The 13,353-nt window shown below is 43.5% G+C and carries 12 protein-coding genes; all 12 read left to right on the top strand.

All coding sequences use genetic code 11. The features are described from left to right. The first annotated feature begins 32 nt into the window (after positions 1-32). The 12 genes from pstC (at position 33) to AC1MBV_RS12800 (ending at position 13,289) form a co-directional block, all read left to right on the top strand. Entirely contained in the window at positions 33-998 is a 966-nt protein-coding gene (pstC, locus tag AC1MBV_RS12855) for a phosphate ABC transporter permease subunit PstC (protein WP_255745758.1), read from the top strand. Beyond that, complete coding sequence (gene pstA, locus AC1MBV_RS12850; protein WP_255745756.1) at positions 995-1,879, top strand: phosphate ABC transporter permease PstA; 885 nt, start codon at positions 995-997, stop codon at positions 1,877-1,879. Before pstC ends, pstA begins: the two co-directional genes overlap by 4 nt. 24 nt (positions 1,880-1,903) lie before the next feature. Then, on the top strand, positions 1,904-2,707 hold the full coding sequence (gene pstB, locus AC1MBV_RS12845; RefSeq protein WP_255746000.1) for a phosphate ABC transporter ATP-binding protein PstB: 804 nt from the start codon (positions 1,904-1,906) through the stop codon (positions 2,705-2,707). Positions 2,708-2,778: 71 nt separating this feature from the next. Continuing rightward, positions 2,779-3,474: a response regulator transcription factor gene (locus AC1MBV_RS12840; RefSeq protein WP_255745755.1), complete on the top strand. Its 696-nt coding sequence runs from the start codon at positions 2,779-2,781 to the stop codon at positions 3,472-3,474. Continuing rightward, positions 3,455-5,167, top strand: a complete 1,713-nt coding sequence (gene pnpS, locus AC1MBV_RS12835; protein WP_255745754.1) for a two-component system histidine kinase PnpS — start codon at positions 3,455-3,457, stop codon at positions 5,165-5,167. Before AC1MBV_RS12840 ends, pnpS begins: the two co-directional genes overlap by 20 nt. A 69-nt stretch (positions 5,168-5,236) precedes the next feature. Continuing rightward, positions 5,237-7,867: a DNA polymerase I gene (gene polA / locus AC1MBV_RS12830; RefSeq protein ID WP_255745753.1), complete on the top strand. Its 2,631-nt coding sequence runs from the start codon at positions 5,237-5,239 to the stop codon at positions 7,865-7,867. A gap of 32 nt (positions 7,868-7,899) precedes the next feature. Next, on the top strand, positions 7,900-8,739 hold the full coding sequence (gene mutM / locus AC1MBV_RS12825) for a DNA-formamidopyrimidine glycosylase (RefSeq protein WP_255745752.1): 840 nt from the start codon (positions 7,900-7,902) through the stop codon (positions 8,737-8,739). After that, complete coding sequence (gene coaE / locus AC1MBV_RS12820) at positions 8,736-9,341, top strand: dephospho-CoA kinase (protein WP_255745751.1); 606 nt, start codon at positions 8,736-8,738, stop codon at positions 9,339-9,341. Before mutM ends, coaE begins: the two co-directional genes overlap by 4 nt. Before the next feature lie 82 nt (positions 9,342-9,423). Next, on the top strand, positions 9,424-9,903 hold the full coding sequence (gene nrdR / locus AC1MBV_RS12815) for a transcriptional regulator NrdR (protein ID WP_255745750.1): 480 nt from the start codon (positions 9,424-9,426) through the stop codon (positions 9,901-9,903). A gap of 71 nt (positions 9,904-9,974) precedes the next feature. Beyond that, positions 9,975-11,357 carry a replication initiation and membrane attachment family protein gene (locus tag AC1MBV_RS12810; RefSeq protein WP_255745749.1) on the top strand — a complete coding sequence of 461 codons (1,383 nt, stop codon included), beginning with the start codon at positions 9,975-9,977 and terminating at the stop codon, positions 11,355-11,357. Between the two features lie 27 nt (positions 11,358-11,384). Beyond that, the gene (dnaI, locus tag AC1MBV_RS12805) at positions 11,385-12,317 is read left to right on the top strand and encodes a primosomal protein DnaI (RefSeq protein WP_255745748.1); all 933 of its coding nucleotides are present in this window, start codon (positions 11,385-11,387) and stop codon (positions 12,315-12,317) included. Between the two features lie 144 nt (positions 12,318-12,461). Continuing rightward, positions 12,462-13,289, top strand: coding sequence for a putative sporulation protein YtxC (locus AC1MBV_RS12800; RefSeq protein ID WP_255745747.1), 828 nt, complete (start codon positions 12,462-12,464; stop codon positions 13,287-13,289). Positions 13,290-13,353 lie beyond the last annotated feature (64 nt).

Below are 13,353 nucleotides of genomic sequence, written 5' to 3'. Positions count from 1 at the left end.
GTCTCTTGAATAATTGTAAATGAGGTGTGAGGATGAAAATCGGCAAAATGGTTACGGATGCGGCACCTGCATCTAGCAGCAGATCAAAGCTGATTAATGAAAAAGGTTTTTTTTCACGGTTGACCGACCGCACGAGCGAGAGCAGGGGAAAACTGCTCATTTATGGCAGTGCATTGCTTATGATCGTTGCGGTAACAGCAATCACATTGTTTTTAACAGTACAAGGTCTTCGTTCTTTTGTTGTTGATCGCCTTAATTTTTGGACGTTTATTACGGGAACAGAATGGTTTCCGGATCGCGCAGAAAACCCCTCCTTCGGCGCGTTTCCTTTCATTTTCGGATCAATGGCTGTAACATTTTTGGCTGCGCTCATTGCGACACCGATTGCGATCGGTACTGCTATATTTATGGCTGAAATTGCAAAAAAATGGGGCGCAAAAATTATGCAGCCCGTTATTGAAATATTAGTTGGCATACCTTCTGTTGTCTATGGTTTAATTGGCTTGTCGATCATAGTTCCGTTTATGCGTCAGCATTTCGGCGGAACCGGATTTAATCTGATCACCGGAGCAATTGTTGTCGGCATCATGATTTTACCGACTGTAGCGAGTATAGCGGCAGACAGCATCCGTGCAGTACCTGATTCCCTGCGCCAAGCTTCTTACGCCATCGGTGCAACAAAATGGCAGACAATCTGGCGTGTCGTGATACCTGCAGCGGGATCTAGTTTGCTTACTGCGATTATCTTAGGCATGTCACGAGCCTTCGGTGAAGCACTTGCCGTACAGATGGTTATTGGTAACGTGGGAAAAATTCCTACGTCGATTCTTGATCCATCAGCAACGCTAACGACAATTATTACTTTAAGTATGGGTCATACAACGACAGGAAGTTTGCTCAATGATGCACTATGGTCACTTGGATTAATCCTGCTGCTGATTTCCTATGTGTTTATCGTCATCATTCGTTTCATAGGAAAGAGGGGAGAAAAACGATGAACAGTAAAATGACGAATCGAATTGCCCTCTCTGTTATTATTGCATGTGCTGCGGCAATGGCAGCCATACTGGTTTCGATGCTGGGTTATATTTTAGTACAGGGTGTCTCAAGCATTTCTTGGCATTTTCTTACGACATCCGCAAGCCCGTTTTTAGCTGGAGGCGGTATTAAAGATCAACTATGGAACTCATTTTACGTGTTAGTTATTACGATGCTGCTGACCGTTCCTATTGGCGTGTGCGGGGGAATCTATCTTGCTGAATATGCCAAACCGGGCAGATTAACATCTTTTATCAGAACATGCGTTGAAGTACTGGCTTCTCTTCCATCAATCGTTGTAGGTATGTTCGGTATGCTAGTATTCGTTAATTATTTTGGATTTAAATATTCGGTCTTCTCCGGTGCACTCGCATTGACTGTTTTCAACCTTCCAGTCATTGTACGTGTTACGGAAGACGGCTTTCATGCACTATCACGTCATCAAAAAGAAGGTGGGCTGGCACTTGGACTGACTCACTGGCACACAATTAAAACAATTCTTCTTCCTGCAGCTTTTCCAAGTATTTTGACTGGCATCATTCTGTCAGCAGGACGCGTTTTTGGGGAATCAGCAGCATTACTGTTTACCGCTGGTCTTTCGACGCCGGATCTTGATTTTGGTAATTGGAACCCTGCATCACCAAACTCGCCTCTGAATCTGTTTCGTTCAGCAGAGACGCTTTCGGTTCATATTTGGTCTGTAAATACAGGGGGAATCATGCCGGACGTACAGACGATTGCCAATGGATCGGCTGCGGTTCTAGTTATCTGTGTTCTGCTCTTTAACTTATTTGCACGTATGCTCGGAAAAGTAATTAATCAAAAATTTTCAGGAAAATAAGCGGGAGGAATGGATATGATTCAAATGGAGAAAAATATTGTTTCTTTTACAAATAATACAGTGACTAAGGAACTTCCGATTCAGATCAAAGTGGAGAATGTCAATATTTTTTATGGTGATAATCATGCAGTTAAAGATGTCAATCTTCCCATTCATGAGAAATCAATCACTGCTTTGATTGGACCGTCTGGATGCGGAAAATCAACATTTCTCCGAACGATTAATCGAATGAATGATTTGATTCCTTCTGCGCGATGTGAAGGAACGATCGGTTATAAGGACGTCAATATTCTCAATCCTAAGATAGATGTTGTTCAGTTGCGCAAAGAAATAGGCATGGTGTTTCAGCAGCCTAACCCGTTCCCAAAATCGATCAGCGAGAATATTCAGCTTCCGCTTCGATTTGCCGGAGTACGCAGTAAGAAAATATTGAAGGAAGCTACGGAAGATTGCCTGAAACAGGTTGGACTTTGGGATGAGGTAAAGGATCGGTTGGATCGTTCAGCAACGAGTCTTTCGGGTGGTCAGCAGCAGCGTCTCTGTATTGCACGGGCACTCGCACTTAAACCAGATGTCATTTTGCTCGACGAACCAACATCTGCGCTGGACCCAGTTTCCAGTTCGAAAATTGAAGAACTACTGCTTGAACTTAAGAACAGCTATACAATTATTATCGTGACACATAATATGCAGCAGGCTGCTCGTATTGCGGACTATACGGCATTCTTCTACCAAGGCGAGCTGATTGAATTCGGTCAAACGAGAACTTTATTTACCAATCCGGAAAAACAGAGCACGTCCGACTATATTTCCGGACGCTTTGGTTGATTCGTCAAGCTCATTGCTGAATCTTTCGTTCAAAATTGTTATGATAAAGAGAGTAGCAAGGAGTGGTGTGTTTGGCAAAGAAAATTATGGTTGTGGATGATGAGCCGTCAATTGTGACGCTTCTATCCTTTAATCTGAAAAAATCAGGATATGATGTTCTTACTGCAACAAACGGTACGGATGCTTTGCAGCTTGCAAGAGATACACGACCGGATTTGATCGTGCTTGACTTGATGCTTCCAGGTATGGACGGTATGGATGTGTGCAAACAGCTACGCCAAGAGAAACAATTTATTCCGATACTGATGCTAACTGCCAAAGACGATGAATTTGATAAAATACTTGGTTTGGAATTAGGGGCCGATGACTATATGACCAAACCATTCAGCCCGCGTGAAGTAGTGGCTCGTGTTAAGGCCATCTTAAGGCGTACTGAACTTGGCAAACAAGAACAAAATGAAGTACTTGCAATCGGTGACTTAAAAGTATATCCGAATAATTTTGAAGCGGTTTTTAAGGGCGATGAAATGGTTCTGACACCTAAGGAGTTTGAACTCTTGGTCTATATGATGGAGCATAAAGGCAGAGTTCTGACGCGTGAACAACTACTTAATGCAGTATGGAACTATGATTTTGCTGGTGATACCCGGATTGTTGATGTTCATGTCAGCCATCTCCGCGAAAAAATTGAAGATGTAACGCGAAAACCGCTATATATTAAAACAGTTCGAGGGTTGGGTTATAAATTTGAAGAGCCAAAGATTTGATACAAGAATTTGGATGCGGTGGGGATTTGTTCTCGCTTGTTTGTTTTTTATCGTCTATGTTTCAAACGAAGTCATACAAGTGGCTCTTCTTCACGACGATCAGCGAACAATGAACGCCCGCGCCAATTCGATCGAATCGATCGCTGTTCTTCGTGGGCAGGTTCCGCCGGCTGAATATGAATCGGCTATTTCTCAATTTGCCAAAAAGGAACAGATAAAGATTTCACTTTATAACGAAGACCGGAAGCTGATCTTTGCTACAGCAGGCAAAGAGAAGAATACGCTTGATCTGATGGATGGTATGCATCAATCGGGCGATTCTTTAGTGTACATAAAAAAAATGAAATCAGATAGTGAAGCTATCGGTTATTTAAAAATTACCGGACTTAAAACTGTGATCGTCGGTCTTGATTTAGTCTATTTCTTTTTTGTTGTGGCCGGTATCGCGGTACTTGCCTATCGAGATCATTTAGTGCGATCTTATTCAATGCCAATACGGTTTGCCGCCAGAATGGCTGAGAACCTTCTCGAAGGTTCTTATAATATGATTGCTTCGGATCAAGCAAAACGTGAAAGTATACTTCGTCTTAACTTAGCAATGAATCGTATCTCAGATGCGATGCACGAGCTTAATCGATCCTATACTCGCCAACAAGACAGTATGTCCACTTTGATTGAAAATATAGGAAACGGTTTGCTATTCATTGACGGTGTCGGGCGTATAAATTATGTCAACCAAACATTTAAAGAAGACTTTCAGACGAGTGCATCACATTGGGAACTCGCCGATTATCATGAGGTGGTTCCTTATGAGGAAGTTCGGGAACTTATCGATGAGGCTTTCGAGACAAAAGAAAAGTTAAAGCGTCAGCTGCATCTTTCCGTCCACATCGAACGGAAACATTTTGATGTTTCATGTGCACCTGTTCTGAATAAGCACAATAAGGTAAGAGGAATCGTAGTTGTTTTTCACGACATCACTGCGATCAAAAAACTGGAGAATACGCGTAAAGATTTTGTTGCCAATGTCTCTCATGAACTAAGAACACCAGTCACATCGCTGATCGGGTTTGCAGAAACGCTGATTGACGGAGCAAGAGACGATAAGGAATTGGAAGACCAATTTTTGCATATTATGCTCCATGAAGGACGGCGCCTGCAGAGCTTGATCACTGATTTACTTGAACTGTCGAAGATTGAGCGAGAACATTTCAAGCTTCAAATGAGTCAAGTTTCATTAAGTAATGTGCTGGATAGTGTGTTGTTCATGCTTAAAGAAAAGGCGGACGCTAAAGATATTCACCTGAGACATGAGCAAGGCGATGAAGGTATTATTATGGGCGACTCATTTCGTATTCGTGAGATTATGATTAACCTCATTTCCAACGCGATTTCATATACACCGGAAAATGGCGATGTTTCCGTTTCGATTCACGAACGTGATCAGGAGACAGATTTCATCGTCGCTGATACAGGAATGGGAATCGAAAAAGATCAGATACCTCGTATTTTTGAACGCTTTTATCGTGTAGATAAAGCTAGGAGCAGAGACTCGGGAGGTACAGGTCTGGGACTTGCGATAGTCAAGCATCTCGTTGAGGCACATGGAGGACAAATCCATGTGGACAGCGAACTTGGGAAAGGGTCGACGTTCACGATCACCTTTAAAAAATCCCCATATCTAATTGGATAAATAACCTGTGTTGCTTTAGAATATAAGAATAAGCAACACAGGTTTTCTTTTGCTTTCAGGAGGAACATGATGAAAAAATTAGTTTTAATTGACGGAAATAATGTTGTATACCGCGCTTTTTTTGCTTTGCCGCTGCTTAGCAATAATCAAGGCATGTACACCAACGCAGTCTACGGTTTCACGATGATGTTAATGAAAGTTATTGAGGAAGAACAGCCCACTCATTTGCTTGTTGCTTTTGACGCAGGCAAGACGACGTTCCGTCATGAAACCTATAAAGAATATAAAGGCGGTCGTCAGAAGACGCCACCGGAATTATCACAGCAATTTCCGCTTGTACATCAATTGCTCGATGCAATGGCAATCAAACGCTATGAACTTGACAATTACGAAGCAGATGATATTGTCGGGACGCTTGCCAGAAAAGCCCATCATGATGGATTCGAAGTTCGAATTGTGACAGGGGACAAAGACTACCTTCAGCTTGTTGATGAAGATGTTCGGGTGTCATTGATACGCAAAGGTATTACTGATACCGTTGATTATGATGCAGACAAAGTACGCGAACGCTATGGAATCGACCCGCGGGAAGTTATTGACCTAAAGGGGCTCATGGGCGATGCATCAGACAATATTCCCGGTGTTCCCGGTGTCGGAGAAAAAACAGCAATCAAACTTCTTAAGCAGTTTAAAACCGTTGAGGGCGTTTATGATCATATTGATGAAGTGTCAGGTAAAAAGCTAAAAGAAAAGTTGGAATTAAATAAAGATCAGGCATTGCTGAGTAAACGAATTGCAACGATTGACAATGATTCGCCTATAGAAGTGACGACCGATTCATGCGCATATACACATGAATTTAACGATCAATTGAAAGATTTATTCCGTGAGTTAGGCTTCCAATCTCTTCTTGATAAATTAGATGCAAATGGATCGGATCAAAGTGAAACAGAGGCTGTGGCTATTTCTGTTCACACCGTGACCGAATTTTCATCAGAGCAACTTGTTTCACCAAGTGCGCTGATCGTTCAAATGCTTGAGGAAAACTATCATTACGGCGAAATCAATGGTTTTGCTGTCGCAAACGACACAGGTACATATTTTATTGATACCGAAGACGCACTGAAAGACGAATGCTTCCGCAAGTGGCTGGAAGATCCCAAACAGAAAAAGGTGCTTCTTGACAGCAAACAGGCCGAAGTTGCCTTGAAATGGCGCGGTATTTCGCTAAAGGGCATTGCTTTTGATGTCCGTTTAGCCACCTATTTGATTGATTCATCAGAAGCAGGACAAGACTTGGCACTTCTTGCCACAAAACGCGGTATTTCTAATATTGAAACCGACGATGCTTTCTATGGAAAAGGTGCGAAAAGAAAGATACCTGAAGGAGATGGGCAAGCGCAGCATCTTGGCAGAAAGGCAGCGGCGCTGCTGCAGTTGGAACCGAAATTGATTCAGGAACTGAATGAGAATAAGCAGAAAAAATTGCTTTTTGATCTAGAGCTGCCGCTTGCACGAGTACTTGCACAGATGGAATTTACAGGGATCCGAGCAAGCAGTGAAACCTTGAAAGCTATGGGCGATGAGCTTGACCGAACGCTGAATATTATTGAACAGGATATCTATTCGATGGCAGGTGTAACCTTCAATATTAATTCACCGAAACAGCTGGGTGAAATTTTATTTGAGAAACTGATGCTTCCGCCGGTCAAGAAAACGAAAACAGGCTATTCAACTGCAGCAGATGTTCTTGAAAAGCTGCGCGGCCGACATGAAATTATTGACAAAATTCTGGATTTTCGTCAGTTAGGCAAATTAAAATCAACGTATGTAGTGGGCCTGCTCAAGGTCATCAATCCGGAAACGGGACGAGTGCACACGTGTTATAACCAGGCGTTAACACAAACCGGAAGACTCAGTTCGACCGATCCGAACTTGCAGAACATCCCGATTCGACTTGAGGAAGGCAGAAAAATCCGCAAAGCATTTCTTCCAAGCGAAGACGGCTGGCAGATTTTCTCTGCAGACTATTCACAAATTGAACTGCGCGTCTTGGCACATATTGCTGATGACGAAAACTTGAAACAGGCATTTATTGATGGTATGGATATCCATACGAAAACGGCGATGGATGTATTTGGCGTCGAAAAGGATGAGGTTACCTCGCTAATGCGCCGTCATGCGAAAGCAGTCAACTTCGGCATTATTTACGGAATCAGCGATTATGGGCTTTCGCAAAACCTTGGAATCACTCGAAAAGATGCTGCTCGATTTATTGAAAAATACCTGCAAAGCTATCCGGGTGTTCACCAATATATGGAGAATATTGTGAAGCAGGCGAGATCAGAAGGATATGTGACAACACTGCTCAACCGTCGTCGCTATTTGCCCGACATCAACAGTCGCAATTTTAACAGCCGAAGCTTTGCTGAACGCACAGCGATGAACACGCCGATTCAGGGCAGCGCGGCCGATGTAATTAAGAAGGCAATGATCGTCATGGATCAACGGCTTAAAGAAGAAAAACTCAAATCGCGAATGCTGCTTCAGGTACACGATGAGTTGATCTTTGAGGTGCCAGAGCAAGAACTAGAAACGATGAGCAAACTTGTGCCCGAAGTCATGGAACATGCGATTCAATTGAGCGTTCCGCTAAAGGTTGAGCGTTCCTATGGACCAACTTGGTATGATGCAAAATAAAGTCGCAGCACAGGTGTTGAGGGGGAAGTCGTTTGCCGGAATTACCAGAAGTGGAAACTGTGAAGAGAACGTTGAATGAGCTTGTTATTGGAAAAACGGTGAAAAGTGTTGACGTACGCTGGCCGAATATTATCCGTCGACCAATAGACATTAATCAATTCAAAGCTCAATTGATTGGGGAAACGCTGACGGATGTGCAGCGTCGCGGAAAATTTTTGCTGCTTGATTTCGATGATCTTGTCCTTGTATCACATCTGAGGATGGAAGGGCGATATCGCTTGGATCCGGAAAGTGAGCCACTTGATGCTTATACTCATGTGATCTTTCACTTTACCGATAATACTGCACTTCGTTATCGGGATGTTCGCAAATTCGGCACCATGCATCTTTTTGATAAAGGTGATGAATGGAATCATCTGCCGCTTTCAAAGCTTGGTCCCGAGCCGCTGTCCTCAGATCTGACCGAAGAATATCTTGCGGCTGCCTGCCGAAATACAAAGAGAACGATAAAACAAGTGCTACTTGATCAGACCGTTCTTGTCGGACTTGGGAATATTTATGTTGATGAATCCTTATTTAAGGCTGGTGTTCACCCGACGACTGTCGCTTGCACACTAACTGGCGATCAATTGAGTCGAATTATAAAGGCAATTGTTGAGACATTGAGTGAAGCCGTTAAGCAGGGCGGCAGCACAATCCGCACGTTTGTGAACAGTCAAGGTCATATGGGACTTTTTCAACAGCAATTAAATGTGTACGGAAGAACGGGTGAGCCTTGCATACGTTGCGGCACGCCAATTGAAAAAATAAAAGTTGGCGGACGCGGGACACATTTTTGCCCGGTTTGCCAACCAAGAGGTTCGAAAAAATGAAGAAAATCGGAGTGACAGGCGGGATCGCAAGCGGGAAAAGCACCATTTCACACTGGCTGATACAACACGGCTACCCGGTTATTGATGCCGATAAAATCTCGCGTGAGATCGTTGTTCCGGGAGAACCAGCGCTTGCAAAAATCGCTGAACATTTTGGAGAAACGATGATTTTGCCGACAGGTGAACTGGATCGGAGAAAATTGGGTGCTCTTGTCTTTCAGGACAGCATTAAACGTCATCAATTAGATGAACTTCTACATCCCATCATTCGTTGTCGGATGAACGAAACACTGGATCAACTTGAGAAACAAGGTGCCCGTGTTGTTTTTTTGGATATTCCGCTCCTGTATGAAAACGGCTTGGAATCTTGGGTTGATCAGACTTTGGTTGTAGCTGTGACTGAAGAAAATCAGTTGCATCGGCTCATGTCCAGAAATAAATTGACTGAGCATCAGGCGCGTGCACGTATCGCTTCGCAAATCCCGCTGCTTGATAAAGTGAAAAGAGCAGATGCAGTGATTGACAATAATGGTTCGATTCAGGAGTCTGAAGCTCAGCTTCGCCGTTTGCTGCGCCGCTGGTCTATTTTGGATGAGACATGAGCATAACTTGCCTGCCTTTTCATAAGTTGCCATGTAGGATACAATAGATTTATCGAAAACAGCGAATGGAGTGAAAAGAAAAATGCGCTGTCCAAGCTGTAAACAAATGGCGACGAAAGTGCTTGACTCCCGTCCCGTTGACAATGGACGGGCGATACGCAGACGTAGAGAATGTGAGCTATGTCATCACCGTTTTACGACCTTTGAAAAGGTGGAGGAAACTCCTTTAGTGGTCGTAAAAAAGGGAGAAACGAGAGAAGCCTTCAGTCATGAAAAAATGCTGCGCGGACTTATAAAAGCCTGCGAAAAACGCCCGGTTCCCCTTGAACGGCTCGAACAGCTCGCAAATCATGTGGAAAAGAAGCTTCGCGATGATGGACGTTCGGAAGTGAACAGCCATGAGATCGGCGAACTTGTGATGAATGAATTAGCAAAAGTGGACGAGGTTGCTTATGTCCGGTTTGCTTCAGTGTATAGACAGTTTACGGATATTAATGTATTCGCCAAGAAGATCCAGGAATTGAAAGATCAATTAGAGAAAGAAAAGAAAAGCAAGAAGTAAGAGATTGAGGAAGGCCGACGAAGAACGGATCCTTGATTTCTGCGCAACAGACGCAGAATGGGGGAATGAACATGATGCAGTCATGGAAAGAAGTGCTGCCCGGAGATCATTATCATGTACTGACGAATGGACTGCTTCATCCTTTTGACCAGAGGATTATTACATGCCTTTACCAGCCTCTGATCGGCATCGATGCGGCGAGTATGTACTTTACATTTTGGCAGGAAATTGATGATACGGAGGAATTTTTGACGCATCATCATCTCATGGGATCGATGAACCTGCCATTGGATCGAATACTTAAAGCAAGAAAAAAATTAGAGGCCGTCGGGCTGCTGCAAACCTTGAAGAAAAAGGGAGCAACCCCCGGCCGATTTGCCTATTATCTTGAGCCGCCTCTGACACCGGATTTATTTTTTAAAGACGGTTTTTTAAATTTATTTTTATATCGTCAGGTTGGTCCGAGAGAGTATAAACGATTGAGCAGCCTTTTTGAAAGTAAATCGATCAGCACGGATGACTATGAAGATGTATCCGCTCATTTTGACGAAGTGTTTCAGTCATTGCCGTCTGCAGAAACAACAGATGAAAGGCTAAATACGGCCTCAAACGGATCTTGGGTCATGCGGTCGGAAACCCCTAAGGTCCGTTTCAGCAATCACTTTGATTTTAAGAAAATGCTGACGTATCTCTCTGATGCGATCCTTAGCGAAGATGCGCTGACTGATGAGGTGCGGCTCGCCATTGATAAGCTGGCGTTCGTCTATCAGACTGAGCCCTATGATATGAGCCGTGCGGTGCAGTCCGCAGCACTGCATACAGGCACGGTTGACATCTCCGCATTGCGAAAAGAAGTACGCGACTTTTATTTGCTTGAGCATGGCTCGGACGAGATGCCTGCTCTTTATGAGCGAACACAGCCACATGAAGAGCGGAAGATTGTGGACAGAGAGCCGCAGAACGCAGAGGAACAACTGATTGCATGGTATGAACGGAACTCGCCCTATCAATTGCTTGAAGCGCTTGGACAGGGAAGTAAGCCGGCAGCACCCGATTTACGTTTAATTGAAAACCTGATGTTCGATACAAAACTGAATCCCGGAGTAATCAATGTATTAATTGACTACATTTCTCAGGTGAACGATCATAATCTTAATAAATCATTTGTGGAGAAGGTTGCTGCGCAATGGGCAAGGGCAAATGTGCGGACGGTGCCCGAGGCAATGGCTTACGCACGCGAAGAGCAAAGGAAACGAGAGCAACAGAAGAAAGGCAAGGCATCAGGGCAAGCGCAAAGTACACGACGGACAAGAAAATCATCTCAGAATGAGCATCATGAGGTCGTTCCAGAATGGATGAAGAATCCGAAACAACCGGAACAACAATCCAAGGATGACGACGAAGCTGTAAAACAGAGAGCAAAATGGCTTGAGGATTACTTAAATAATATATGAACATGTAGATAAGGGAGGAGCGTTTGGATGGAACCGATTCATTCTTTTTTCAAAGATTTAGCCGCTCAGCAGGCGATGCAAGAAAAATGGGATCAGCTTTCGGGTGCGCTTAAGAATAATCCGGCTATCCGTCAATTCGCTGAAAAAAATCCGGAGATCAGTTCGGCTGCGTGGACAAGAAGCTTGTCGCGACTTTATCAATTTGTCTCGGAACAGAAGCATTGTGCGCATTGTCCCGGACTGGACCAATGTCCAAATATGATGAAGGGATATCGGCCGCAATTAGTAAATGATAAGGGCACACCTTCGCTGACCTTCTCACCTTGTCCTCTGCTTCACGAACGCGAATCAAAAGAGCATCAGAGCGAATTAATTCGAAGCTATTACGTGCCTAAAGATATTTTAAGCGCCACATTTGCTACGCTTGACAAGGGAGAAGGCGGACGCCAAGAGGCTATTCTTGCAGCGGGCGAGTTCGTTAAGGACTATTTAGCTGATCCTGCCGAGACTAAGGGACTTTATCTATGCGGACAGTTCGGGATCGGGAAAACATATCTAATGGGTGCAATCATGAATCGATTGGCCGAACGGCGCCATATTGCTTCGCTTATTGTCTATGTTCCCGACTTTTTCAGAGAAATAAAAAGTGCGATACAAGATAATACGGTTGATGCTAAGCTTGACGTTCTGAAAAAAACTCCGGTTCTGATTCTTGATGATATCGGAGCTGAAACCATTACGCCATGGGTGCGCGATGAGGTGCTCGGCAGCATTCTTCAATACCGAATGATGGATCATTTGCCGACACTATACACGTCCAACTTTAATTATGATGAATTGGAAGACCATTTTTCTTATTCACAGAAAAGCGGCATTGAGAACGTCAAAGCGAAGCGGCTGATGGAACGGATTCGCCATTTTACGAAGCTTGTCAAAATGGAAGGCTCTAATCGTCGATAAAAATTATGTTCAGGGTTCAGAACAATTGCTTTGAAAAAACAGCACTAAGATTTAGATATTAAAAATAATTTTTCAGTTGAAAGCATGAATGAGGACTTCCCCCCATATAGTCATAATATAAGTTGGGACGGGGAGGATGAACCATTGGAGATTGTTTTTGATACCCAGCAGGAGGCGGCAGATTTTTATCGCAGATTGCCTTCTTCCTTCAGACAAGTAACCGGTGTGCTGCTGATTAACAGCCGTTTAGCCGTTTTTCCGGAGAAAACGGTAGATTATAAAGAGTTTGCCCAGTTAATTACGCGTTATATTATCGAAGAACATGAAAAAGATTGGATCATGACCATTATTAAACGCTATTATTATTTCACCGAGCCGGAAGAACAGGTGGCTATTTTAAATATTGTTTCGGCTATTTTTGCCGGTGAGAAGAATGACTTGCCTCAGATGGATGCCCTTCAGGATCGGCGCGAAACGATTATGGAATCATTGGAAGGTATTCTGAAGGAACACAATTCTTTTTCCTTCGAATCCATTATTCGTTTTCGTTTGACTGCCTATAAAAAAGCATTGCGCCAATATGTCGAAATTGCGATTGATGAATATAAGCTGGAGCAAGAATATCAGGTTTTTATAGACAAGCTGAGACGCATTATCAGAGCATACAAACCGCTCTGTGAAAAAATTGAAGTTTATGATGAACATCCGTTTCGGTTGTTTGACGATCACCATCGACTGATTCGCAATGTACAATCGGTACGCTCTTTTTATCCGCTGTTGAAGCAATGGGGCATCGAGGCTGAGCCTTCCATCGTGCTATCCTTAATTGCGCTTGCACCGAAACAGGTGATTGTTTATACGGACCGACCGGAGCATGGGATGATGAAGACATTGCACCGTGTGTTCGAGGATCGTGTCTGTTTTGTTCACTCAACGCTGCATCTGAGCAGTGAAAATCGAGTGTCCCAATAATGAGAATGAGTATTGATTAAAGAATTAGTTTGCCTATTCTTCATTTTCAGGTTTACAATGAAAC

This window comes from Sporolactobacillus sp. PKPK-6 (assembly GCF_056678885.1).
The sequence above is the reverse complement of the archived record's forward strand: the minus strand, read 5'-3'. Positions and strand labels throughout refer to the sequence as shown.

Bases quoted from the DNA above. Each gene is read 5' to 3' on its own strand.
- pstC (WP_255745758.1), top strand. From the start codon at position 33: ATGAAAATCGGCAAAATGGTTACGGATGCGGCACCTGCATCTAGCAGC.
- pstA (WP_255745756.1), top strand. From the start codon at position 995: ATGAACAGTAAAATGACGAATCGAATTGCCCTCTCTGTTATTATTGCA.
- pstB (WP_255746000.1), top strand. From the start codon at position 1,904: ATGGAGAAAAATATTGTTTCTTTTACAAATAATACAGTGACTAAGGAA.
- polA (WP_255745753.1), top strand. From the start codon at position 5,237: ATGAAAAAATTAGTTTTAATTGACGGAAATAATGTTGTATACCGCGCT.
- coaE (WP_255745751.1), top strand. From the start codon at position 8,736: ATGAAGAAAATCGGAGTGACAGGCGGGATCGCAAGCGGGAAAAGCACC.
- nrdR (WP_255745750.1), top strand. From the start codon at position 9,424: ATGCGCTGTCCAAGCTGTAAACAAATGGCGACGAAAGTGCTTGACTCC.
- AC1MBV_RS12810 (WP_255745749.1), top strand. From the start codon at position 9,975: ATGATGCAGTCATGGAAAGAAGTGCTGCCCGGAGATCATTATCATGTA.
- dnaI (WP_255745748.1), top strand. From the start codon at position 11,385: ATGGAACCGATTCATTCTTTTTTCAAAGATTTAGCCGCTCAGCAGGCG.